The sequence below is a fragment of the Synechococcus sp. CCY 0621 genome (assembly GCF_019038465.1).
Lineage (GTDB): Bacteria > Cyanobacteriota > Cyanobacteriia > PCC-6307 > Cyanobiaceae > Cyanobium.
Genome location: NZ_JAFKRH010000048.1, coordinates 1 through 23,072, shown reverse-complemented (window position 1 = coordinate 23,072; position 23,072 = coordinate 1). Strand labels below are relative to the sequence as shown.

Below are 23,072 nucleotides of genomic sequence, written 5' to 3'. Positions count from 1 at the left end.
AGTTGGCTCTCAGGGCCCCGGCCTGGACCCAGAATATACTTATTCTTGACAAACTGAACGTTCCCAGAAGAAGCCGTCCAAGAATCAAGGATCGCCAGCTTGGCAACATCACCAGTTAGGAAATTGCAGGATGGCTCACGACCTATTGGTGTCGTAGCAAGCCGAATACCCCCCAGAAGCGTTGTCAAGCAAGTGGTACTCGACATTGCTGATCAGTTCATCGAAAAATGATCGCAAGGGCTGGGCTGCCATTGGCGTCGCCAGTGCAAGTAAGGTGTGTAATTTTGAGGATTATTACCAACCGTCAGATCCTTTAGCGCCGCACATGTCGTAGCGTCTTGCGATTGAGCGGGCTCTGAGAGGCCAAAAGCTACGAAGGCGCCCCCAAGACAGAACTTGAAAGGGATATGACGGCGAGAAGAGGAAACGAGACCGCGGATTGCGAGAAAGCCAAAAGTCATGGTGTTTGGGATGGCGGGCGTGACAGAGAAATGGCACGGAAATTCTATAGTCGGCTTGGACGTTATCGCGCCCAAGCTCAGGCGGCACAGCGTTCGACAACCAACAATGGAGTCGCCGTGATCTTGCAGCAGCCTCCATAGCTGGCTCGGCGCCAAGAACATGAGGCAAACGCCAGATCAGCTGCAGTGCATAGGCTTTCAAGAGAGCTGGAGGCCGTTTTGACTCTCCTTGCCCGCTCACAAAAGCGCTCCATGCCGTGTTGCCATACTCAACCAATTGCAAACAGGTGCATGACATTCAGAAAGCGGCCCCGGGATCGCCACGCATCTGATGCGCATGCATGTCTCAGATGCATCTTCACGGGCGTGACCCCCACCTTCAGCAGGGAGCTTTTGCACGACCCGACCACTGCTTCGACTCACTCCGGCCGACAGCCTTGAGCCACAGGAGCGCCTGCATGCCTGGCAGCATCGATGGTAATGCCGTTGTGCAGCATTGACCCCCAGCGAAAAGGACCGGACAGACGTGGCGGTGGTGGGTGCCGGCATCGCCGGCCTGACGGCGGCGGCGCTGCTGGCCAAGCAGGGGCTTCAGGTGGAACTGCTCGAAGCCCATCGCCAAAGCGGCGGCTGTGCCGGCACCTTTCGGCGCGGGCCGTACGTGTTCGATGTGGGGGCCACCCAGGTGGCAGGGCTGGAGCACGGAGGTGCTGGCCACCCCGCAGGCATCCACGCGCGACTGTTCCGCCATCTGGGGGTGGCGCCTCCGGCGGCCGTGCCGCTCGATCCCGGCTGCGTGGTGGATCTGGGCGATGGCCATGGGCCGGTGTCGATCTGGCGCGACCCGGAGCGCTGGCGTCAGGAGCGGCTGGGGCAGTTCCCCGGCAGTGCCCGCTTCTGGGCCCTCTGCGACGCTTTGCACCGGGCCAACTGGACCTTCGCCTCCCAGGATCCGGTCCTGCCGCCCCGCACCTGGTGGGATCTGGCTCAGCTGCTGGGGGCGGTGGGGCCAGGCACGCTGGCTAGCGGCCTGCTCAGCTTCGCCACGGTGGCCGACCTGCTGCGGATCACAGGCTGCGCCGGCGACGGGCGGCTGCGGCGCTTCCTCGATCTGCAGCTGAAGCTCTACTCCCAGGAGCCAGCCGATCGCACGGCCGCGCTTTACGGGGCCACGGTGCTGGCGATGGTGCAGGAACCACTGGGCCTCTGGCACCTGGAGGGTTCGATGCAGGCCCTCAGCGACAGCCTCGAGCAGGCGCTGAAACAGCAGGGCGGTCGGCTGCGGCTGCGGCATCGCGTCGAACGGCTGCGGCCGCCCGTTCAGCCGAACGAACGCTGGCAGATCATGGGCCGGCGACTGCAGGCACGCCCCGGCGATTCCCGTACGCCGGAGTCAGATTTCGGCCTGGAGGCCACGGAGGTGGTCGTCACGCTGCCCCCCCAGGCCCTGCCGGCCCTGCTGGGGGACGCCCTGCCTGCCGGCTACCGCCGTCGGCTTGAGAACCTGCATGAACCCAGCGGGGCCCTGGTGTTCTACGGAGCCATCGAGCGCAACAAGCTGCCGCCGGGGTGCCCCAGCCATCTGCAGCTGGCGGCCACCGAAGCGGGTTCCCTGTTCGTCTCGGTCAGCCAGGAGGGGGATGGCCGGGCCCCCGCCGGGCGGGCCACGGTGATTGCCAGCGTGTTCACCCCGGCCCGGCCCTGGTTCGGCGGGGAGGAGGCCGACTATCAGGCCCGCAAGCAACAGGCGATGGCCGCGATTCAGGGGGGCCTGGAACAGCTGCTGGGGGTGGGGCCTGCCGATTGGCTGCACGGCGAGTTGTCCACCCCCCGGGGCTTTGCCGGCTGGACAGGCCGGCCCATGGGCTATGTGGGTGGCCTGGGCCAGCACCCCAGCCGATTCGGGCCCTTCGGCCTGGCCAGCCGCTCCCCCCTGGCGGGTCTGTGGCTCTGCGGCGATGCCATTCACCCCGGCGAGGGCACGGCGGGGGTGAGCCTTTCGGCCCTGATGGCCTGCCGCCAGTTGCTGGCCCGGAGGGGGGTGGACCTGCGGCCCTGACCCCCCAGGCGCTGTCTCAGTTGACGCTGACGCGCACCACCCGGCCACCGAGACGCTGCACCCGCTGCAGGGCCTCGTTCATGCGGCTGTAGGGCACCCGCATCACGTAGGCACCGCTGCGCACCACCGCGTTGTTCACCAGCCCGGTGGCGGTGATGGTGGCCACCCGGCCACTGGAGCCGCTGGTGCCACGGACACCGGCCGACACCACCAGAGCCTCCTCGCGGTGACCGCGGGAGGGATCGGTGGGCTGGCCGTTGCGGGACACCGGACCATCCACGCTGGCACCCCCCTGGCCCAGGTTGGCCTGGAAGAAGGATTCGCCACTGAAGCGGGGCCGGTTGACCGACACCGTCACCGCGCGATCCTGGTGCAGGGCCCGGCCGAGCTTGAAGCGGGTGCCGGCGCTGTCACCCTTCACCGAAGCGGCGGCGCCACCGGCCAGCTGCATCAGCCAGGAAAACTGCTGACCCTGGTGACCGGCGGAATAGTCCCAGCCGTGGAGATAGGGCACCACATCGGAGCCGAAGCGCTCCTGATACTCAGGGCTGTCGATGTAGGAATCGATCTCGGCGTCGTAGCCGTGCTCCTGCAGGATCGTGAAGTGGTGCAGCATCTCGGCCTTGTTGTGGGGAGCCCGGCCGAGCAGATGCTTGTGGTTGAGCTCGATGAAGCGGTAAGGATTGCAGGATTCAAAGAAACGGGCGCGATAGAGCCCGCTTCTGGCCAGAGTGCGCACGAACTCCTGCACGGTGAGGTAACCGTTTCGGAACAGGGATTCAGCACCGACAAGACGCTCGTTCTGCATCACATACTGCTGACCCAGCACCTGCTGATAGACCAGCCGGATGATGCCATCACGATCCTGCGGCGATGCCTTCGACCAGTTCTCCTTGTTGCGATCATCTGCGAAACGCTCGATGCCAAGGGAAGGGGCTTGGACCAGGGCCATGGGAAAACTACACAAAGGGCAGGGAGAAGAGCATCGCCACGGGCAGGAGCTCAATGAAAAGAGCTCCTCAGGAGGACTTACCCGCCAGCGATGTCAAGCCGCGATTCTTACTGGATTCAGAGCGAAGAAAAGCGGATCGTTACAGCGCTCAATCCATACAATCCTTCACCACGAAGGATTGAGAAAGGACAAGAAAAGCTCAGGAGGCCAGGCGCCTGGAGGCCTCAGCCTGACGATTCCGCTGGCGCAGGGGGCGCGGACCACCGACAGGCGGCTGGGGGGCACTGGAGAGCCCGGGTGACGGGAGGGATGTTCCGGCACTGGTGGCATCCTGACAGAGGCTCTCCCAGACGGTCTCAAGGGCAGCGAGCTCGTCAGCCTGCGACCACCCCACCGAGGCAAGGCGAGCTTCGGCGCCATGGCGGGACGTCACTTGGGGCCGGGACTGAGACTGACGCCTGGGCTGGGGAAGCTCAATCATGTTTCAGGCCCCCGACAGCGTTCGCCTCCCTTTTACGACATCTCCGTGCCCCGTCCAGAGGGAAGGCAACACAATCAGACGAAAGAAATTATGAAGACAGTGCCATCCTGTACATACTGAAGTCTGGGGAAAGGGAGCGAACGTCTTCGGTGAGGAGAAAGAAGCGCGTCATGCAAACATAAAGATGCTGCCAGGTGCGCATGCTGGGCCTCAGCAATAGCCTGGTAAGTTCAGATTTTCAATGTGAAAGAGTCTTGCCATTCTTCTGCTCCTCCAGAATGAACAGTGCCCAACAGAGCACTCACAAGTCCTATTCGTCGCTGGGCAGCAGCACCAGGGTGTGCAGCCGGTCGGTGCCGAGGTCATGGGTGAGGATCCACACCTGCAGGCCCTGGCCGAGGTCGAAGACGCTGCGCAGGGAACCCTGCTGGCGGTAGGCGGCAATGGTGTTGTCCCGGGCATCGCGGGCATCCACCACGCCCCAGTCGCCACGGCGATGGCGGGCCACCAGGCGCTGCAGCGTTTCTCGGTCCACCCACTCGCGCACCTCGGGACTCACGTCCACCGGTCCGATGGCGAGGCGGGCTGCCATGGAGGTTCCTTCGCTCTGATCGACCTTACGGGGAAATCCACCGGCTCGCCTGGCCGGTAGTTCCACCATCCCCCGCGTTTCCGCCGATGCGACTGTCACCGCTCCTCAGCACAGCCGCCGCCCTCTCGGCGTTGGCTGTGAGCCTGCTGGTGTTGCCACTGATCGCGGCGGGCCTTCTGCCCCGCCTGGGAGGCTCCAGCGCCGTGGCCGCCAGCCTGCCCGATCCGGCCAGCGGGCTCACCCTGGCGGCCGGCCCACGCGCCACGGCGGTACTGGCAGGCGGTTGCTTCTGGGGCATGGAGGCGGTGTTCGAGCACGTCAAAGGGGTCACCGAGGTGGTGACCGGCTACACCGGCGGCAGCCCGGCCACCGCCGCCTACGACCGCGTCAGTGGCGGCGGCACCGGCCACGCCGAGGGCATCCGCATCACCTACGACCCGGCCCGGGTGAGCTACGGCCAGCTGCTGAAGGTGTTCTTCTCCGTCGCCCACGATCCCACCGAGCTGAACCGCCAGGGTCCGGATGTGGGCTCCCAGTACCGCTCGGCGATCTTCCCCACCGACCCGGAGCAGCGCCGGGTGGCCGCGGCCTACATCGCCCAGGTGAACCGCTCCGGCGCGCTGCCGCGGCCGATCGCCACCACGGTGGAGGACTGGCGGGGCTTCACCCCCGCCGAGGCCTACCACCAGGACTTCGTCGCCCGCAACCCGGCCCACCCCTACGTCGTGATCCACGATCAGCCGAAGGTGGCCCGGTTCAAGATGCAGTTTCCTGAACTGTCCCGTTAGGGGGGATTATCCCCTCAGCGCAGATGGTCGAGGGCGCCGCGGCCGTGCAGATCGGCCAGGGCGTCGTAGCCCCCGATGGGCTCGCCATCAATGAACATCTGGGGCATGGAGCTGCGGCCGCTGCGTGCGGCGACCTCCTGACGGAAATCCTCGTCGTCGGCCAGCTGCACCACGTGGGGGATGCCGAGGGTGCGCAGCATGCGCAGGGCCCGGGCCGAAAAAGGGCAGCCGCTGCGCACGGCGATCTCCACCCGCGGCTGGGTGGGGGCGACCGGGTCCAAGGGCCGGGCCGTTGCCGCCATTGGCCCCTGGGGTGCGGCCGTGGGCAGGAAGCCCACCAGCAGGTCGGCACCTCTGAGCACCAGGCTGCCGTGCTCGAGGTGGCCGCCCCACACCTGGCACTCGCCATCGGAGAGGCTCAGGTGCAGGTGCACCCCCTGGGGCGCCACGGTGCCCTGCAGGGTGATGATCTCCAGGTGACCCTGCAGCACGGTGGGTTCGGCCTGGCCCGGGCACTGGAAGGCCGCTTGGGAGAGGTCACCCACCACCCCGAGCACGAACCCGGAGGCGCCGGCCTGGGTGCCCAGCTGCTCGAGGCTGGCGCGCAGATCACTGCCCGCTCCGAGATGCAACGGCAGGGGATGCATGGCGGGATCGGGCGTCGAGGGGGTCAAGGTAAGTCCCGACCGTCCGGCGGCAGCGGCCCGAACCGGCAGCGCAGCAGCGCCAGGGCCTCATCGGGCAGGCCCAGGAACCGGTCGAGAAACGGATCGCCACTGGGGGCGATGCTGGCCACGCCCACCAGCTGCGCCTGGCCATCGCCATCGAGGGGCTGGCCCGTGGCCTGGTGGCGGCGACCCTGCACGGGGCCGGTGGTAAGCGTCGTGTCAACGATCAGATCCGGTGCCCGATAGAGCGAGCCGATAGCGAAGCGGAAGCGGGCGCAGAACCGCAGCGCCATCGCGCCGGTGGCGTCATCGAGGCTGCCGTCAAGCTGCTGGGGGTGGATCGTGATCGCCAGCCCCGGAGGCAAGGGCAGGCCCAGGAACCGGGTGGTGCGCCAGTGGAGCGGCGGAATGTTCAAAGCATCAGGGTCGAAACGCAGCCGCTGTGAACCGGTGCTGCCCCCATCGGTGAGCCAGCCCGGGCCCCCGCCCCCACGGGCGTCGTAGCGGAAGCGGGGATAGGCACCGATCACCAGGCCGCAGCCCGCCAGGGTGTGGAGAAAGCATTCAGGCATCGATCTGGACCTCCGCCTGGGTGGGGTAGGGGATCTCGATCCCCTCGGCGGCGAACAGGGCCAGCAGGGCCCGGTTGAGGCGGGCCACCTCATCTTTGAACGCCGCGTAGGTGGGCTGGGCGGAGCGGTAGTCGTAGGTGAAGTCGTAGCTGAAGTCGCTGATGGCCATCAGGCGACAGGCCCGGAAGGCCGCCAGAGGCTCGCGCGCGAACAGCGAGGCGATCAGTTCCGGGATGCGCTGCAGCTGTTCGGGGCTGGTGTCATAGGCCACGCCGATCACCATGCGGGAGCGGATCACCTGATCCATGATCTGCCGCAGACGCAACAGGACCGCTTCCCGCAAGGTGAGGTAGTCGGTCCAGTTGGGGGCCTGGATCTCTCCGCAGCAGCGCAGCAGTAACTCCCCATCGCCCGCGTCCTGGTCGAGGAACACCTGGGCGGCGCACAGACCCGGAAGCTCGGTGAGATACAAGCGGCCGTAATGCACCAGGTCGTCCAGCTGATCGGGGGTGAGATCGGCTGGCAGGGGAAGGTGCAACTCGAACACATGCAGCACCGCATCCTCCGCCTGGTCCGAACGCAGGGAGTAGTTGACGATGGTCTCCTCGTCGACAACCGAGTTGGGGATGGTGATGCGGCTCTCGTGGGTCTGCAGCTCCAGGGAGCGCAGGCCGATCTTGGTGACGTAACCCAGATTGCTGCCTATGCGGCAGAACTCCCCCACCCGCAGGGGACGGTCGGTCTGGATCGACAGACCGGCAAACAGGTTGCCCAGCAACTTCGAGGCCCCGAGGCCGATGGCCAGGCCGGGAACGGCGGAAAAGGCCAGCACGGTGGAGCCCGGCAGGCCCAGCAGGATCAGCAGCCGGTACATCAGGGAGACGCCGATGATGGCCCCCAGCACCCGGCAGACCGGCATCACCAGATTGCTGACGCGGCTCAGCTGCAGGGCGTTGCGCCGTCCGCGCAGAATCGTGATCCACTCGGCCAGGCTGCGGCCGAGGGCCTCCATCAGGAAGAAACTGAACAACCCCGCCCAGCAGAAATAGAGCGTGTAGAGCAGGTACATCAGCACCTGCAAGGGCACGCCGGTGACGTTGACGTAGTGGTCGAGCAGCAGTTCCACCAGCCGGGTGATGGGCAGGGCGACCCCCGCCAGCAGCACCCGGTGCCAGGCGATGTTGTCGACGCGCCAGATCACCATGGGGGTGAGTGGTTGGCTGGCCGCCCGTTTGGTCATTCGATAGGTGCCCAGCAGGGTCAGCACCAGCCGGAACTGAACGAACGCGAAGGCCGCCAACAACACCAGGCCCAGCAGGACCTGGAACAGGGTCTGGTCCCAGAGATGGGCCTCCAGCACGTTGCGGCGGAAGCCCCCTGGAATGCCCAGGTACCACTTGGGCGGCAGGATATGGCCGGGCCTGAGGCTGAAGGCGTCATAGATGGCCGGCGTCAGCAGGCTGGAAGCGCCGGCGGAGGGCGCCCGCTGATCCCTGATCTCCTCGTAGAGGCTGGGGATCTGGGCCACAGTGAAGGCGGAGAACCGGTAGCCGCGATCACGGCCCCCTTCGGCCCCCTCATCAGTCAGGGTGATGGAGGTGCCCGGGATGGTCCAGCTGGCGCTGGGGTTCACCCGTCCCTCGTTCAGAGCCTTCATCCCAGCCGCATCAGGAATCTCGAAAGGCTTGCGGCTGTGGGTGAAGACGTAGTCAAGAATCACCTTGAGCTTGAGGGCATATTCATCGGCGAAATCCGCCCGGATGCTCTGGGGAATCTCTGACACATCGAGGGCCTTCACCGCTTCGGCGAAGTAGCTGTCGATCAGCTCCAGTTCATTCCGCACCGCACGCGACCAGAACAGCCCGGGTGTCGCCGCCGCCCTGGCTTCGATCCGGGCGATGTCGCGGCTCACCTGTGCCATCACCACATAGAAGTTGAGCAGGGTGGCCCGCGGGCTGTCCCCCACCACCTGGTTGAGGGGCGCATCGGTCCATTGCTGCTTCAGATCCAGCAGCTGGCCATGGAACGGTTGGCTCTCCAGGGGCACGTAGGTGTTCCGACCCAGGGCGGGGGGGTCGGACACCTGGCCGGCGAGGCCCGCCAGCGGCAGCAGGCAGGCGAGCAGGAAGGCCAGCAGCGGTCGGAGCAGACGGGGCAGACGGATCAGACGGGGCACCCGGAAGCCACGGCACATGTCCCGAATGATGGCGGCTCAAGCCGCCGGCAGCACCTGGCGGTAGCCGTTCGCCTCGCACACCCGCAAGGGGGTGGCGAACAGGGCGCTGAGGGGGGCGTCCTGCAGCAGGGCGTCGCTGGGGCCGTCGCCCACCACTTTCCCCTCACGCAGCAGCACGCAACGGCTGATCTCGGGCAGGATCGCCTCGATCTGGTGGGTCACCAACAGCAGGGTGGTGCCGGTACGGGCCAGATCGCGCAGGATCGCCAGCAGCTGGTGTTTCGCCTTGAGGTCGAGCCCGTTGGTGGGTTCATCCAGCACCAGCACCTCGGGCCCGTGCACCAGGGCCCTGGCCAGCAGCAGGCGACGCCGCTGGCCGTCGGAGAGCTGAACGTAGGGACGCTGCGCCAGATCGGCCAGGCCCAGCTGCTCCATCAGCTCCGCCACCCGCCGGTGCTGGGCGGCGGTGGCCACCTGGCTGCGGCCGATGCCCACCGAGCCGAAGAAGCCGGAGAGCACCACGTCGGCGGCAGGCACCCGGCCGACGTAGGCGGCCTGCAGGTCCTGGGACACCAGGCCGATGCGGCCGCGCAGCTCCCAGAGATTCACCGTTGCGCTGCCGAAGATCCGCAGCAGGGAGCCGGGCTTGACCACGGGATAGAGCTCACGGCTGAGCAGCTTCACCAGCGAGCTCTTGCCGGAACCGTTGGGGCCCAGCACCACGGTGTGCTCTCCCGGGTGAAGGCGCAGGGTGAGGTCGTCGAACACCCGCCGGGGTCCCAGCCAGACCTCGACAGACTGGAGCTCCAGGTAAGGGGTCGCGTTGGGCATGGAGGCCATCATCGCGAGGGGGACGCCTCAGCCGATCCCGATCCACTCCCGCAGGATGCGCAGGGGCTGGTGTTCGTGGGCGCGGAAGTCAAGCTGATTGATGTTGCGCAGTCTGGCTTTTCTTCCCAGGGCCACGCCTGCATCAAAACAAGGCAGATGGCTGCAGTCGAAACGATAGGGCCGGGGATAAAACAGCATCGAGCAGAACTTGAAGATGGCCAGATGGAGGGCGTTTGTTCGCAGGTCGTTGCCCATCGTGAAGCCCACCACGAACGCCTCATCGTGAAGCGAGAAGCCTCTTGCCAGCAACAGGTGCAGGCAATCATGGCGATAGAGATCGATCATGCCCGGCAAGGCCACGGGGCTGGAGGGATTCTCCAGCAATCGCACCACAAAGGGAATGGCGTCGCTGGGGTCGCCCTTCAAGGCGGCGAGAGCATCAACGAGGCGATCGGCCCCTTCAACCTGGATGGAGGACAGCATCTCCCTTCTCCCTGATGAGTGTACTGGTGATGGCCTGGACGACGATCAGATGGTCCAACAGTGGAACCGTGAGTGGATCAGCTGGTGGATGAGTTAATGGCGCAAAAAGCAGTTCGAGAAAGACGTCGATCGCGCCGATCTCAGCAAGGAGAACTTTATTGAATTGAACTTAAGAGCTATGCATCGCCGCCGCCACGACATGTGCCTGAATGACGACAGATCCAGGTGCCAAGGGCACGGAACTCCTCCTCGTGCCTGCTTCCGCCGGGAGAGCGCCTGGTGACCCTGCCCCAGTTGCCGTGTCCGTGGTGGAGCCAGAGATCAGGGGGCCTCCTGGAGCAACGCGATGGCCAGGGCCGTGGGCAGAGGCCTTCGATCAGTGCCGCAGCTGAGCTGACGCTTCGGCAGCGGCCTCCTGGCCCGCGGGGCGGCCCCAGCCGAGCTTGCGTTCCAGCTTCTGGATCATCTTTCCGGCCAGATCCAGGCCGGTGGCCGCTTCGATCCCCTCGAGCCCGGGGCTGGAGTTCACCTCCAGCAACAGGGGCCCACGGTGGGAGCGGAGGATGTCGACGCCAGCCACATCGAGCCCCAGGGCCTTGCAGGCCTTGATGGCCATCTGCTTTTCAGGGGCGTCGAGCTGCACGGTCCGGGCCGATCCCCCCTGGTGCAGGTTGGCCCGGAACTCCCCCTCGGCGGCCCGGCGTTCGATGGCGGCCACCACCTTGCCGCCGACCACGAAGCAGCGCAGATCCGTGCCTCCGGCCTCCTTGATGAACTCCTGCACCAGCAGGTTGGCGTCGAGGCTCTGGAGCGCATTGATGACGCTTTCGGCCGCCTTCTGGGTCTCGGCGAGCACGACGCCCTTGCCCTGGGCACCCTCCAGCAGCTTCACGATCAGGGGGGCACCGCCCACCATGCGGATCAGGTCCACGGTGTCGAGGGGGGAATCGGCGAAACCGGTAACGGGGGTGTTGAGCCCGGCGCGGACGAACTCCTGGGAGGCGAAGAGCTTGTCGCGGGAGACGGTGATGGCGTGGGCGCTGTTGAGGGACGGCACCCCCATCGATTCGAACTGCCGTGTCACGGCGCAGCCGTAGAAGGTGACGCTGGGGCGGATGCGCGGGATGACCGCATCCACCGTGCCGAGCACGTCACCGCCGCGGTAGTGGACTTCGGGGTTGCGGGGATCCAGGCGGATGTAGCACTGGCGGATGTTGAGGAACTGCATGTGATGGCCGCGTTCCTCCCCGGCCTCGATCAGGCGGCGGTTGCTGTAGAGATCGGGGTTGCTGGCCAGCAGCACGATCCGCAGGCCGTCGTCGCGCTTGCGGACATGGGAATAGAGGGCCCGGCTCTCCTCGGCGCTGAGGCTGCGCAGGTGATGGCTGCCCTCCGGGTCCACCAGGATCCGGCCCACCATCGCCTGCCGTCCGAGCAGCATCCGGTAGCCCATGGCATCACGGTTGGCGAGGGTCAGCTCCACGTCCCAGCTCTGCTCACCGAGCACCAGGCGCTCGCGGATCACGTAGCGGCTCTCCGGGACGCCGGTGGTGTTGCGCACCTCGCGCTTGGCCACCACGGGAGCCTCGTGGCGCACCACCACGACCCGATCGCCCTGGAGCGGGTGCACCTCGAAGCTCACCCAGGGCTGGCCATCGCGGTCGAAGGGAACGATGTTGGTGGCATGGAGGGCGGAGGTGGCCGCTCCGGAATCGACGCGCGCCTTGATCGCCGGCAGCCCGACGTCCGGGAAGCTGCACCACTCCTCGCTGCCCACGATGATCTTGCCGTCGAAGCTGTCCATGGATCCGGGGCGGGTGGCGTGGGACGGGCCCACGAACCCCCATGCTCGCCGGGCTTTCTGACGTTGTCGACGCCGATCCAGCAGGCTGGGGGCTGTGTGCGGGCGATGGCCATGGCGGAAGCTCCCTATCTGGTGGCGCTGGCCCTGCTGGAGCAGGAGGGGAAGCGGGCCCTGCCCCTGAACGGCAAGTCGTTGACCGTGGCGGCGGCTGAAGCGGCGGAACCCGGCGACGACGGCCGCACCCTGGTGCTGGAGCTGCTGCTGCGCCTCTGGCAGCGCAGTGAGGAGGGGGCCCTGCGGCGGGCCGCCGGGGACGGCAGCCTGCTGCTGGTGGAGCTGCCGCTAGAGACGCTGCAGGAGCAGCTGCCGCGGCTGAAGGCGCGCTGGGTCGGCGGCGGCGCCACGGCCGATTTCCATTCCGAGCTGGGTGCCCTGGCGATCCGGGGCTGGCGTGTGTCGATCGCCCGCTACGAGCCGGTGCGCTTCACCGCCTGGCCCTGAGGCGCGCCCTGCGGCAGTGCCGGAGCTGGTGGGGGGACAGGGTCAACGCAGAGCTCGTCCACGAGGCGGAAGTAGGCGGCTGGATCCCGGCGGGCCATGACCCGGGCTTCTGCTTCCCGTTGCCAGCGGCCTTCGCCGTAGAGCCTGGCCAGGTCGCGCTGGTCGTGTCGGCTCAGGCCCCGGCGCAGCTCCTCCTCACCCAGATGGGGCCTTCCCCGCAGACAGCGGGACTGCACCGCATGCCAGCCCTCGTGCAGCAGGGTGTCGTTGAGATGGCCGCGGGGGCAGACCACGATCCGCCGGCTCTCGCGCAGGTAGAGCCCGTACAGACCGCGCTCGGCGCAGCGGGGATGGCTGCCGAGCACGCTGAAGCCGCGCTGCTCGAAGGCCTCCACCAACCGCTGGTACGACCAGTTGTCCGCGCGGGCGGCCCGCGTCAGCGGGTCCGTCAGCCCCACGATCGCCAGCAGCACGACCGCAGGCAGCACCACCGCCGGATGGGGCCCCTTACGGGCGGGACGGGGCCGGGTCATGGAACAGGCAAAGGGCTGCTCATGTCCTCCGAAGGTACCCGGCCGGACCAGCAGGATGGGGGGCGATTCGCCCGAGTACCCCGGCCATGAACGCCCCCACCGCCCCGGCCGATGACGGTCGGCTGGCTGCGCTGCAGCAGGAGTTTGAGCACGACGCCAGCTTCAACCAGGTGTTCGTGGTGCTCACGGTGGGCGCCACCCTGATCGCCACCCTGGGCCTGCTGGCCAACAGCCCCGGCGTGGTGATCGGCGCCATGGTGGTGGCCCCCTGGATCATGCCGCTGCAGGCGATGGCCTTCGAGATCCTGCGGGGGCGACTGCCGATGTTCCTGCGGGCGCTGCGCACCCTGCTGCTGGGGGTGGTGATCTGCGTGCTGCTGGCGATGGCGGTGGGCCATCTGGTGGCCTTCCCCAGCTTCGGCAGCGAGGTGATGAACCGCACCAGCCCCAACCTGCTGGATCTGGGGGTGGCCCTGGTGGCCGGAGCGGTGGCGATGTTCGCCAAGCTCCGCAAGGACGCGATCTCGGCCCTGGCCGGCCTGGCCATCGCTGTGGCCCTGGTGCCGCCGATGTGCGTGGTGGGGATCCTGCTGGCGTCGTCATTCTGGTGGCAGGCCTACGGGGCGCTGCTGCTGTTCGCCACCAACCTGCTCGGGATCATGGTGGGGGCCATGGCGGCCCTGGGGACGCTGGAGAAGGTGTACCGGCGCCGGCTGTTCCACAGCCGCCTGGGCCTCACCAGCGTGGCCCTCACTGCTCTGCTGGTGATACCCCTGGGCAGCAGCTTCTTCCGGCTGGTGAACCAATCCAGGCAGGAGACCAAGGCCCAGCAGCTGGAAGCGACGATTGAGCAGCGGTTGCGCAGCAGCACGATCACCCTCGGCGGCGATCCCGCCATCGACATGGTGGGCCTGAGCATCGACTGGCAACAGAACCCGCCACTGATCCGGGCCCGGGTGCGCGTCACCGATCCGGAGCTGCCGACGGCCGGGCAGGTGGCCGCGGTGCAGGAGTTCATCAACAAAAGCCAGGCACCGCTGCGTTTTCGGCTGGTGATGCAACGCACCGCAGTGGATCTGATCGGACCGGAAACCGCACCGAATCCTGCCGATCTGGAGGTGCTGCCGCCGCCGGCCCTGCCGCCCCTGCCGCGCGCACCGGAGGCGGAGGAGCTGGAGGAGAAGGGGCTGGAGGCGACCCCCTGAGCGCAGGACCGCCCAACGTCATCGCACGCGACGTGTCGCAGTAGATGTAAGGGAGAGCCTGACGCCACTCCCCCGCCATGACCCCTCCCCAGCAGCGGCCCCTTGCCCAGCTCCGCCGAGCCTGCCTGCCCGGAGGATTGGCCGCCCTGACGCTCACCATCAGCGCCTGCGGCTCCGGCGGCGGCGGTCTGCCGTCGCTGAACGGGGCCGGGGCCTCCTTCCCGGCGCCGGCCTACCAGCGCTGGGCCGCCGACTACAAGACCGCCAAAGGGTCCCTGGTCAACTACCAATCGGTGGGCTCCGGGCAGGGGGTGAGATCCTTCCTGGCCGGCTCGGTGGATTTCGGCGCCACCGACGAGGCGCTCAGCGACGAGGACTTCAAGGCCGGCACGGCCGGCAAGCGCGGCGCCGTGCAGATCCCCATGCTGGGCGGCACGATCAGCCCGGCCTACAACAATCCCGACTGCCCCGATCTCAAGCTCACCCAGGCCCAGCTGGTCGACATCTTCCTGGGCAAGATCACCAACTGGAGCACCCTGGGCTGTCCCTCCAGGCCCCTGACGGTGGTGCACCGCTCCGATGGCTCCGGCACCACCTTCAACTTCACCAATGCGCTGGCCTGCTTCTCCGAGGAATGGAAGAAGAAGGTGGGTGCCGGCAAGGCGGTGCAGTGGCCCGTCGGGCTGGCGGCCAGGGGCAATGAGGGCGTGGCCGGTGTGATCCAGAACACCGCCGGAACGATCGGTTATGTCAACCAGGCGTTCCTGCGCGGCGCTGTGAAGCCGGCGGCGCTGCAGAACAAGGCCGGCACGTTCGTCCTGCCGGATGCCAGCTCCGGAGCGGCGGCCCTCAACAACATCAAGCTCGATGAACGCCTGGCTGGGGAGGACTGCAACCCCGAGGGGGCTGACAGCTACCCGATCGTGGCCTTCACCTGGATCCTGGCCTACCAGAGCGGACAGGGGGAGCCGAAGGCGGAGGCCGTGCGCACGTTCCTGCTCTGGGCGCTGGAGGAGGAGCGCCAGAAGCAGGCAGCAGAACTGGGATTCGTTCCCCTCAGCGGCGATGTGCTGAAGCGGGCACGGGAGGAGGTGGCCAAGATCAAGGGCTGATCCAGGCCGCTGTCGCCGCCGAGACTGGCAACGGTTCGCCTGGAGACGATGAACACCCGTGCCATGGATCAGCTGCGGCGGGTCTGGTTCTTCGGCCGGGTGAGCCTGCTGCTGCTGGGGATCGAAGCCTGCAGGGTTCTGGTGCACCGGGAGCACTGGGAGGTGCTCACTCCGAATCCCCTCTTCTCCGCCTTGGTGGCCTCCGAGGTGTTCCTGCTGGGCTTCCTGCTGAATGGGGTTCTGACCGATTACAAGGAAGGGGAGAAGCTGCCCGGTGAACTGGCTAGCGCCCTCGAGAGCATCGCTCTGGAGGTGCAGGGCCTGCCGTTGCTGCAGCCGAGCGCCGAGGTGGCGGGGAGCCTGGCGCTGCTGGCGAGCTTCAGCGAAGCGCTCCTGGCATGGATGCAGAAGGCCGGGCCGACCCTGGCCTTGCTGGAGCAGCTCAACGACCTGCAGCTGGCGATCGAGCAGCTGGGCTGCCTGTATCCGGCACCGCTGCAGGCGCGCCTGCTGCTGGAGCTGGCCAACATCCGGCGGGGCGTGCAGCGCATCGACGTGATTCGCAGCACCACGTTCGTCCCTTCCGTCTATGGCATGGCCTACATCGGCACGGGGGTTCTCACCGTCGGGCTGGTGCTCTCCCGGATCGAGCCCTTCGCCGAATCCCTGTTCTTCATCGGCGTGATCTCCTTCCTGCTGATCAAACTGCTGCTGCTGATCACCGATCTCGACAACCCGTTCGGGGCCTCCCAGGCGATGTCGGTGGAGAACGTCTCGCTGCTGCCCGTCGCCGATGCGGTGCAGCGGCTGCGGCGGGTGGCGGAGCCAGACTCAACGAGCTAATCAACTAGTGTTGATGGAATCAGCGGGGCCACGTGCATGGACGAGGACAGGGCCGTGCTGGCCCGGTTGTCGCTGCTCGACCGCTACCTGCCCCTCTGGATCCTGCTGGCCATGGCCGGCGGCCTGCTGCTGGGCCGCTTCTTCCCGGCCATCCAGGGCTGGCTCGATGCCGTGCGCATCGGCAACACCTCCCTGCCGATCGCCCTGGGGCTGCTGCTGATGATGTACCCGGTGCTGGCCAAGGTGCACTACGAGGATCTGGGCCAGGCGGCGCGGGATCGGCGGTTGCTGCGGCTGTCGTTGCTGCTGGTCTGGGGCCTGGGGCCGGCGCTGATGTTCGCCCTGGCCTGGCTGTTCCTGCCCGGCCAGCCGGAGTTCCGCACCGGCCTGATCCTGATCGGCCTGGCCCCCTGCATCGCCATGGTGCTGATCTGGATCGATCTGGCCCGGGGCGACCGGGAGGCGGCCGCCCTGCTGGTGGCGATCAACGCGATCATCCAGGTGCTGGCCTATGCCCTGCTGGGCGGCTTCTACCTCAAGATCCTGCCCGGGTGGCTGGGGCTGGCCACCCAGGACGTGGCCTTCTCGATGGTGGAGATCGCCGCGGCGGTGCTGGTGTTCCTGGGGCTCCCTCTGCTGGCCGGTTACCTCAGCCGCCGCATCGGCCTGCAGCTCAAGGGACCCCGTTGGTACGAGCAGCGCTTCATCCCGTTCATCAGCCCGTTCGCGCTCTACGGCCTGCTGTTCACGATCGTGGTGATGTTCGCCCTGCAGGGCCAGGCGATCACCTCCGATCCGCTCACGGTGGCCGCCGTGGCCGTGCCCCTGCTGCTCTACTTCGCGATCATGTGGGGCGTGGCGTTCGCGGTGGGCCGCCGCAACGGGTTCAGCTACCCCAAAACGGCCACCCTGGCGTTCACGGCCGCCGGCAACAACTTCGAGCTGGCCATCGCCGTCAGCATCAGCGTCTGGGGGGTCAGCTCCCGCCAGGCCCTGGCCGGGGTGATCGGGCCCCTGATCGAGGTGCCGGTGCTGGTGGCCCTGGTCTACGTGTCGCTGTGGCTGCGGCGCCGTTTCCAGCCCCGCCCGATCGGCTGAACGGCCGCCTCCGGCTCAGCCGGCCAGCAGTTTCCAGGCGGCGATCACCAGCACCACCGCCAGCAGCCGGCGGATCCATGGCGACGGAAGCGGCGGCTGCCGCCGTAGGCCCCCAACGTGCCGCCGACCAGCACCACCCCCGCCAGCGGCGCGAGGGCCCCAGGATCCGGCAGGGCGGTAAGGCCCTGGCGCAGCAGCAGACCGGCCAGGCCGGCGATCGAGTTCACCAGGATGAAGGCCACCGACACGGCCGCCGCCTGCTTCGGCAGCAGCCAGGAGCGCAGGATCATCCAGGGCGTCAGGAAGATGCCGCCGCCGGTGCCGGTGAGGCCCGCCAGCAGGCCCAGGGTTGCGCCGGTGAGGGCCATGACCCGGCGGCGAGGCAGCCGCATCGCCCCGGGATCGGCGGGCAGGTGGCCGACCAGTCGCCAGGCGGAGAACAGCAAAACCGCCCCGATAAGTTGGCGCAGCAGAACGGCCGGCAGGGCGATGGCCCCGCCGACCAGGGCCGCAGGCACCGACGCCAGGGCCAGGGACACAAAGACATCGCGGCGGAAGTGGCCGGCGGCGATGAATTGCAGCGTGCCGACGCTGGCCACGAGCACGTTGAGCACCGGGGCGATCGCGCGGATCTCGGGCCTCGGCACACCCGCCAGGGCCAGGACGGCGATGTAGCCGGAGGCGCCGGCGTGGCCCACCGAGGCCTAGAGAAAGGCCACCGCCGCCAGGGCGATCAGCAGGGGCATAGGAAGATGGCCGCCGAGCTCAGGGGCCGGGCGGAGATGCTGCGATGAAGTTCAAGGACTACTACGCCACCCTGGAGGTGGAGCGCAGCGCCAGCGCTGAGGAGATCAAGAAGGCCTACCGAAAACTGGCGCGGAAATACCACCCCGATGTCGCCAAGGAGGCGGGGGCCGAGGAGCGGTTCAAGGAGATCAGCGAGGCCTACCAGACCCTCTCCGATCCGGAGAAGCGCCAGGCCTACGACGACCTCGGCCGCCACCGCCCCGGCGAGGACTTCAACCCCTCGCCGGAATGGGACAGCCGCTTCTCGCGCGGCGGCCCGCAGGAGGTCGACCTGGCCGACCTGTTCGAGCAGATGGGCTTCGGCGGCGGGGGCTTCGGCGGCTTCGGTGGCGGCACCGGCGGCGCCCGGCGGCCGGGGGCGGACTTCCCGATCCGCGGCCAGGACGTGGAGGTGGCCACCGAGCTGACCCTGGAGCAGGCCGCCCGCGGGACGGAGGTGGCGTTCTCGCTCAGCGTTCCGGTGCTGGGGGCCGATGGCCGGGTGGAGAAGCAGAGCCGCAGCGGCCGGATCCGGGTGCCCCGCGGCGTGGTGGAGGGGGAGCGGCTGCGGGTGCCGGGCAAGGGGGGCGACGGCATCGCCGGCGGTGCCCCCGGCGATCTCTACCTGGAGGTGCGGCTGGCGCCCCATCCCCGCTTCAAGGCCGTGGGCCACGACCTTTATGTGGAGCTGCCGATCGCCCCCTGGGAGGCGGCCCTGGGGGCCGAGATCACAGTCCCCAGCCTCGACGGCCCGGTGGCGGTGAGCCTCAAGCCGGGGATGCGCAGCGGCCAGAAGCTGCGCCTGGCCGGCAAGGGCCTGCCCCACCGGCGCGACGGGGCGGGCGATCTCTACGGTGTGATTCAGATCGTGCTGCCCGAAAAGATCGGCGAACGGGAGCAGGCGCTGTACCGCGAACTCGCCGAAGCCTCCGCCTTTAGCCCCCGCCTCCACCTCGAAGGACCCACCGATGGCTGACGATCTGCTGATTCCCGACGACGACGAGGGGTGCACCGTCGCCCTCGAGGAGTTGCTGGCCGCCTCGGGCCTGGGCCACGAGGAAGTGATCGAACTGGTGCAGTTCGGGGTGTTCCGCTGCGCCCAGCACGCGCCCGTGTGGACCTTCCACGTCCGCACAGTGCGCCTGGCCCGCCGCGCCGCCCGCCTGCGCGACGACTTCGGCCTCAACGTGTCCGGGATGGCCCTGGCCCTCACGTATCTGGAGCGGATTGAGGCCCTCGAAGGGCGGCTGCGGGAGCTGGAATCGCAGTTGCCGCGGTGAGGTTTCAGCTGGCGGAGTCGTCGTCGATCTCGCCACAGCGCTTCAGAACGGTGGTGATCACGGCTGGAGCGATGCGGAAGTCGCTGCGATGCAGTTCCCCAAACACGGCCCGGGCTGAAGGGATCAGGCCACGCAGACGGGCTATGCCAATCACTGCAGCGGTGCCGGCAACCTTCAGGCCAAGTTCCTGGGCCACCGCCCGGCCGGCCCGTTCGTCGATCAACAGCAGCACCGGTCCTGGCCTGGAGAGGGCCAGGCGGATGCTGGCCGCTTCGCCTTCGTCGAGGTCAGGTAACTCCGGCCCCTGCGGCTGATCCGCTATGACCTCCAGCCAGCCGGCCTGAATCGCTGCGGTGATCCTGGCTTCCTGATCGGTGAACCTGCCGGTGAGCACCTCATCGGCCACGGTGGCGGGAAGGAGCACGGTTCCGAACAGCTCCCGCAACCCGCCGATCCCGTTGACTCGGGCCAAGCCGATCAGGGGGCTGGCGTCGCTGATGACGATTGCAGCCACTGCTCCAGGGTGTCGAGATCTGCGCGGGTTTCGGCTTCCGTCAGGCGGATCGCCGCGATGCCGAGTCGCGAGAGATGGACGATGAAGGTGGCGGTGTCCATGTCGGCCACGCGGGCGGCCCTGGCCAGGGAGAGCTCGCCTTCGCGAAAGAGGGCCGTGGCAAGGGCTGGCCTGACTCCCGGCGCCTGCAGGAGACCTTCCTGGTCGAGGCCCATCAGCAGCGCGTCGGGATGGTCGCGGTTGAGCACCACGACCATGTCGGTCTTTGCCTGGCGCAGGGCCTCAGACGGATTGTTCTTGAGGCCGCTGACGCTCACGGCACGCATGGCCATCGCCGCAGGGAAGAACAGATAGGACCATCCTATGGCCTCTAGCCGGGGGCTTGAGTCAGGGGACGATTGTTGCGCCCAGCTACAGCCCCACCTTGCGGCGCCCCAAGGCCATGCCGGCCGCATAGCCGATCGCCGGCAGCAGCAGTCCGGGGTTCAGGGGGATCTGAACCAGCAGAACGATCCCCACCAGCCAGGGGACCAGCAGCAGGCACCCGAAGGCCAGCTGGCTGAAGTGGGAGCGGCGCGCCAGGCGGCCCGAGCCCTGCACCAGGCGGGGCACGCCCTTGCCCAGGCCGTAGCCCATCAGCACGGTCAGAACGGTGAGCAGGATCGCGCCCATGGTTGGAAGGCAGGCCCGTGGATTCTGGTGCCTGGGGGTCTGCGGGCGGCTATTCGCAGACGGGCACGTAGGGCACCGCGAGCGTGGCGATCGCGCTCGAATTGGCAAACGCACCGAGCACCTGCTTGCCGCCCCGGTTCACCGTGACGAATCGCCCGGCGAAGGTCTCGTCGTAGACTGAGGTGGCGGAGAGGCCGGCGGCGCGGGCGCGCTTGAGCAGATCGCCCACGGTGCCGCCGGGAATGGCGACGCCGAACGTCGTCCGCACGCCGGCCGAGAAGGCGAAGACCCGCAACGTGCCCCGTTTGAACTGGGCCGTACCAACGATTCCCGCCGGCGCCTTGGGCCCTTTGAGCCTGTAGACGACAGGCAGCGGCGGCCCGCCGAGCTCACACCCGGTGCCCGGATCGGAGAGCCAGCCGGTCGCGACGGCTTCGGCTCAGGTCATGCCGAGACGCAACGGACCGATCCCGTCGAGGCGGAGCACCGGGCTGGATCCGCGACCATCGGCCCATGCCGATCCGGCCGCCAGCAGCAGGAGGGCCCCCATGGCCCCAAGCCGTGCAGCGCGAAGCAGCGTGTGGCCGACCAGGCGTGTCATGGTCAGAGTGTATGGGCACCAGCTCCGAGCCCCGCCTGATCGACGGCCCCGACGACGCGCCGGCCACCGTGCTGCTGGCCCATGGGGCCGGGGCACCGATGGACAGCCCGTTCATGGCGGCGATGGCCGGCGGCCTGGCCGCGGCGGGCTGGCGGGTGGTGCGCTTCGAGTTCGGCTACATGGCCCGGATGCGCGAGACGAGCCGCCGCCAGGGGCCCGAGCGGATGCCGGTGCTGCAGGAGGCCTTCCGCCAGCAGGTGCGGCTGGAGACGGGCGAGCGCCCGCAGCGGCCGCTGTTCATCGGCGGCAAGTCGATGGGCGGGCGGGTGGCCAGCCTGCTGGTGGATGAACTGGCCGCCAGCGATGGGGTGCGCGGCTGCCTGTGCCTGGGCTATCCCTTCCATCCGCCCGGCAAGCCGCTGCAGCTGCGCACCGAGCACCTGGCCGCCCTACAGGCGCCCACCCTGATCCTGCAGGGGGAGCGGGACACGTTCGGGAGGCGGGAGGAGGTGGAGACCTACAGCCTCTCGCCGGCGGTGCAGCTGGGCTGGATCCCCAGTGGGGACCACAGCTTCAAGCCCACCAAGGGCTCGGGCCTCAGCGAGGCGGAGAACTGGGCGACGGCGGTGGCGTGGAGTGATGGGTTTCTGAGGGAGGTGGTGGTGGGGTGAGCCTTTCGGCCAGGGAGAACGTCCTCGCGTCTCAGTTTGTCCGGCAGATCCTGACCTGCCGGATCGCTTGCCTTGGTGGTCGTGGTTGAGAACTGGGCTCTGTCTGCGGTGTTATCCGGACTTACCTGACAGCAGCGTTTCGATCAAACCAATCACGCGTTCTTCCAGCTGATCGATACGCCGCAACAGCCGCGCTTCTGTTTGTGCCAGAGCTTCCTCGCTGACTCCGCCACGACCAGCTCCCGCTACCGACAGCGAGCGTGCAGGGGCGGGCCAGGCACCATTCGCAAACACGGAGCTCAGATGGTCCCAGGTTTTCTTCTTGTTGGGAGCTGGGCCCAGGGCGGCCTCCAGATGGGCATGGGCGGCTGCGGCCGTGCGGAAGCGGGCCTTGAGGGCCGCCGGATGGCATTGGTCCTTCGGCAGCAAGGGCTGGGGGGACTCACTCAAGGCACCGATGGCCTCCGCCGGCGCCACTTCATCCACCAGCTGACGGATCGCGGCGTTCTGTTCGCCCACGGTGCGGAACAGATCGGCGTCGCCCTTGGCCATGCGCGCCATCAGCTCGCCGAAGCGATCGCTCAGTTCCCCCATCAGCCCTCTCTTCCTCCGCGAAGCAGGCGGCGCATGCGCTCGATCAGCCGTGTGATGCTGAAGATGCTCCAGTAGCCAGCCTCATCCTTGGCGGCATCAAGCTCTTCCAACAGCCCATCGAGGGCCTGTTGTTTGTCTTCGAAGGCTTCCAGCTCCCGGTGCATGTCCTGGGCGATGCGGAGGGCTTCCGCCTTCTCCTGGCCCAGGGCCATCAACCGGCCCTCGTAGCTGCGCAAGGTCTCCAGAAATCGCTCGCGAGCCACCGTGAGCTCCCTGGAACGGCGCTGCAACTGGGCCCTCGAACGGGTGAGGGAGGCGTGGCTGTTGCGCATCGCCTGGTAGTGGTGCTCAATCTGCTCCCGGCTCAGGGCGCTGAGATCGGCTGGGAAATCCCTGGTGGAGCGGATGCCCTTGCACTCCAGAGGGGCCTGGGCGGGATCAGGAGCCACCGGCATCGATTCAGGGTCGGGCACCAGGAGGCTCAACTCCCCTTGCTCGCTGTCGGCCATCGGATCAAAGACGGGATCTCCAGCTGAGCATCGAAGGACGGGGAATGGCCAGTACAGACCATGAGCTGGTCATGATTCGACTCACATTTCTCTAACTGAGACGGCCTTCCTGACCAGATCTGGTCTGGGGAGTAACGGCAATAACCTGCTGCACCTACTAGCTTCCCTTGGCGCAGGTTGGGGTTACCCCGATTCGGTGGACAAGTGTCAGGGCTCCACGGGTGAGAGTGTACGGGTGTTGATGGACTGCTGCTCGTAGTCGATCGGGCTGAGGTAGCCAATCGTT

27 protein-coding genes are annotated in these 23,072 nt (G+C 67.6%); 10 read left to right on the top strand and 17 right to left on the bottom strand.

All coding sequences use genetic code 11. The features are described 5' to 3' along the window. Positions 1–957: 957 nt before the first annotated feature. Positions 958–2,520: a C-3',4' desaturase CrtD gene (gene crtD / locus KUG43_RS15725; protein WP_286194878.1), complete on the top strand. Its 1,563-nt coding sequence runs from the start codon at positions 958–960 to the stop codon at positions 2,518–2,520. A gap of 16 nt (positions 2,521–2,536) precedes the next feature. Here the strand turns inward: crtD and KUG43_RS15720 are convergent, their stop codons facing one another. Both KUG43_RS15720 and KUG43_RS15715 read right to left on the bottom strand, forming a co-directional pair. Next, entirely contained in the window at positions 2,537–3,472 is a 936-nt protein-coding gene (locus KUG43_RS15720; RefSeq protein WP_216910624.1) for a phycobilisome rod-core linker polypeptide, read from the bottom strand. Between the two features lie 791 nt (positions 3,473–4,263). Next, a complete protein-coding gene (locus KUG43_RS15715) occupies positions 4,264–4,545 on the bottom strand; it encodes a hypothetical protein (protein WP_216910622.1) in 282 nt (93 codons plus the stop codon). Positions 4,546–4,631: 86 nt separating this feature from the next. Here KUG43_RS15715 and msrA point away from each other — a divergent pair, with 86 nt between their 5' ends. Beyond that, complete coding sequence (gene msrA, locus KUG43_RS15710; protein WP_216910620.1) at positions 4,632–5,333, top strand: peptide-methionine (S)-S-oxide reductase MsrA; 702 nt, start codon at positions 4,632–4,634, stop codon at positions 5,331–5,333. 14 nt (positions 5,334–5,347) lie between these two features. On the opposite strand, the gene KUG43_RS15705 is transcribed toward msrA, so the two are convergent. From KUG43_RS15705 to rimK, 6 genes are all read right to left on the bottom strand, one after another. Beyond that, entirely contained in the window at positions 5,348–5,980 is a 633-nt protein-coding gene (locus tag KUG43_RS15705; RefSeq protein WP_216910694.1) for a PCC domain-containing protein, read from the bottom strand. 23 nt (positions 5,981–6,003) lie between these two features. Further along, positions 6,004–6,573, bottom strand: a complete 570-nt coding sequence (locus KUG43_RS15700) for a hypothetical protein (protein WP_216910619.1) — start codon at positions 6,571–6,573, stop codon at positions 6,004–6,006. After that, positions 6,566–8,749, bottom strand: a complete 2,184-nt coding sequence (locus KUG43_RS15695) for a mechanosensitive ion channel family protein (protein ID WP_216910617.1) — start codon at positions 8,747–8,749, stop codon at positions 6,566–6,568. Before KUG43_RS15695 ends, KUG43_RS15700 begins: the two co-directional genes overlap by 8 nt. Positions 8,750–8,785: 36 nt before the next feature. Then, positions 8,786–9,580: an ABC transporter ATP-binding protein gene (locus KUG43_RS15690; RefSeq protein ID WP_216910615.1), complete on the bottom strand. Its 795-nt coding sequence runs from the start codon at positions 9,578–9,580 to the stop codon at positions 8,786–8,788. 27 nt (positions 9,581–9,607) lie between these two features. Beyond that, positions 9,608–9,940 (bottom strand): hypothetical protein, encoded by a 333-nt coding sequence (locus tag KUG43_RS15685; protein ID WP_286194877.1) that lies wholly within the window; start codon positions 9,938–9,940, stop codon positions 9,608–9,610. A gap of 499 nt (positions 9,941–10,439) precedes the next feature. Next, on the bottom strand, positions 10,440–11,867 hold the full coding sequence (gene rimK / locus KUG43_RS15680; RefSeq protein WP_216910613.1) for a 30S ribosomal protein S6--L-glutamate ligase: 1,428 nt from the start codon (positions 11,865–11,867) through the stop codon (positions 10,440–10,442). A gap of 111 nt (positions 11,868–11,978) precedes the next feature. Here rimK and KUG43_RS15675 point away from each other — a divergent pair, with 111 nt between their 5' ends. Further along, positions 11,979–12,368, top strand: a complete 390-nt coding sequence (locus KUG43_RS15675; RefSeq protein WP_216910611.1) for a DUF8680 family protein — start codon at positions 11,979–11,981, stop codon at positions 12,366–12,368. Here the strand turns inward: KUG43_RS15675 and KUG43_RS15670 are convergent. Then, positions 12,335–12,901 carry a hypothetical protein gene (locus KUG43_RS15670; protein ID WP_216910609.1) on the bottom strand — a complete coding sequence of 189 codons (567 nt, stop codon included), beginning with the start codon at positions 12,899–12,901 and terminating at the stop codon, positions 12,335–12,337. The genes KUG43_RS15675 and KUG43_RS15670 overlap by 34 nt on opposite strands. A gap of 86 nt (positions 12,902–12,987) precedes the next feature. Here KUG43_RS15670 and KUG43_RS15665 point away from each other — a divergent pair, with 86 nt between their 5' ends. The 4 genes from KUG43_RS15665 to arsB all read left to right on the top strand — a co-directional run bounded on the left by KUG43_RS15665 (position 12,988) and on the right by arsB (position 17,159). Then, a complete protein-coding gene (locus KUG43_RS15665; protein ID WP_216910607.1) occupies positions 12,988–14,106 on the top strand; it encodes a DUF389 domain-containing protein in 1,119 nt (372 codons plus the stop codon). Between the two features lie 77 nt (positions 14,107–14,183). Beyond that, on the top strand, positions 14,184–15,218 hold the full coding sequence (gene pstS / locus KUG43_RS15660) for a phosphate ABC transporter substrate-binding protein PstS (RefSeq protein ID WP_216910605.1): 1,035 nt from the start codon (positions 14,184–14,186) through the stop codon (positions 15,216–15,218). A 48-nt stretch (positions 15,219–15,266) separates the two neighbouring features. Then, entirely contained in the window at positions 15,267–16,061 is a 795-nt protein-coding gene (locus tag KUG43_RS15655; protein ID WP_216910603.1) for a hypothetical protein, read from the top strand. A 36-nt stretch (positions 16,062–16,097) separates the two neighbouring features. Then, complete coding sequence (gene arsB / locus KUG43_RS15650; RefSeq protein WP_286194876.1) at positions 16,098–17,159, top strand: ACR3 family arsenite efflux transporter; 1,062 nt, start codon at positions 16,098–16,100, stop codon at positions 17,157–17,159. A 44-nt stretch (positions 17,160–17,203) separates the two neighbouring features. Here the strand turns inward: arsB and KUG43_RS15645 are convergent, their stop codons facing one another. Beyond that, positions 17,204–17,857 (bottom strand): TSUP family transporter, encoded by a 654-nt coding sequence (locus KUG43_RS15645; RefSeq protein WP_353618058.1) that lies wholly within the window; start codon positions 17,855–17,857, stop codon positions 17,204–17,206. 92 nt (positions 17,858–17,949) lie between these two features. On the opposite strand from KUG43_RS15645, the gene KUG43_RS15640 reads away from it, so the two are divergent. Both KUG43_RS15640 and KUG43_RS15635 read left to right on the top strand, forming a co-directional pair. After that, positions 17,950–18,921, top strand: a complete 972-nt coding sequence (locus KUG43_RS15640; protein WP_216910601.1) for a DnaJ C-terminal domain-containing protein — start codon at positions 17,950–17,952, stop codon at positions 18,919–18,921. Then, positions 18,914–19,225, top strand: a complete 312-nt coding sequence (locus KUG43_RS15635) for a chaperone modulator CbpM (RefSeq protein ID WP_216910599.1) — start codon at positions 18,914–18,916, stop codon at positions 19,223–19,225. The genes KUG43_RS15640 and KUG43_RS15635 overlap by 8 nt, the downstream gene beginning before the upstream one ends. Before the next feature lie 4 nt (positions 19,226–19,229). On the opposite strand, the gene KUG43_RS15630 is transcribed toward KUG43_RS15635, so the two are convergent. The 5 genes from KUG43_RS15630 to KUG43_RS15610 all read right to left on the bottom strand — a co-directional run bounded on the left by KUG43_RS15630 (position 19,230) and on the right by KUG43_RS15610 (position 21,012). Next, positions 19,230–19,739, bottom strand: coding sequence for a PIN domain-containing protein (locus tag KUG43_RS15630; protein ID WP_216910597.1), 510 nt, complete (start codon positions 19,737–19,739; stop codon positions 19,230–19,232). Beyond that, entirely contained in the window at positions 19,703–20,071 is a 369-nt protein-coding gene (locus KUG43_RS15625; RefSeq protein ID WP_286194875.1) for a UPF0175 family protein, read from the bottom strand. The genes KUG43_RS15630 and KUG43_RS15625 overlap by 37 nt, the downstream gene beginning before the upstream one ends. Before the next feature lie 79 nt (positions 20,072–20,150). Beyond that, complete coding sequence (locus KUG43_RS15620; protein WP_216910595.1) at positions 20,151–20,411, bottom strand: hypothetical protein; 261 nt, start codon at positions 20,409–20,411, stop codon at positions 20,151–20,153. Between the two features lie 49 nt (positions 20,412–20,460). Next, positions 20,461–20,706 (bottom strand): hypothetical protein, encoded by a 246-nt coding sequence (locus KUG43_RS15615; RefSeq protein WP_216910593.1) that lies wholly within the window; start codon positions 20,704–20,706, stop codon positions 20,461–20,463. 144 nt (positions 20,707–20,850) lie between these two features. After that, a complete protein-coding gene (locus KUG43_RS15610; protein WP_216910591.1) occupies positions 20,851–21,012 on the bottom strand; it encodes a hypothetical protein in 162 nt (53 codons plus the stop codon). Between the two features lie 11 nt (positions 21,013–21,023). Between KUG43_RS15610 and KUG43_RS15605 the strand changes: the two genes are divergently transcribed. Continuing rightward, positions 21,024–21,683: an alpha/beta family hydrolase gene (locus KUG43_RS15605; RefSeq protein ID WP_216910589.1), complete on the top strand. Its 660-nt coding sequence runs from the start codon at positions 21,024–21,026 to the stop codon at positions 21,681–21,683. Between the two features lie 111 nt (positions 21,684–21,794). On the opposite strand, the gene KUG43_RS15600 is transcribed toward KUG43_RS15605, so the two are convergent. Both KUG43_RS15600 and KUG43_RS15595 read right to left on the bottom strand, forming a co-directional pair. Further along, positions 21,795–22,244 (bottom strand): hypothetical protein, encoded by a 450-nt coding sequence (locus KUG43_RS15600; RefSeq protein ID WP_216910587.1) that lies wholly within the window; start codon positions 22,242–22,244, stop codon positions 21,795–21,797. A gap of 32 nt (positions 22,245–22,276) precedes the next feature. Beyond that, a complete protein-coding gene (locus tag KUG43_RS15595; RefSeq protein WP_216910585.1) occupies positions 22,277–22,786 on the bottom strand; it encodes a hypothetical protein in 510 nt (169 codons plus the stop codon). Between the last annotated feature and the right edge of the window lie 286 nt (positions 22,787–23,072).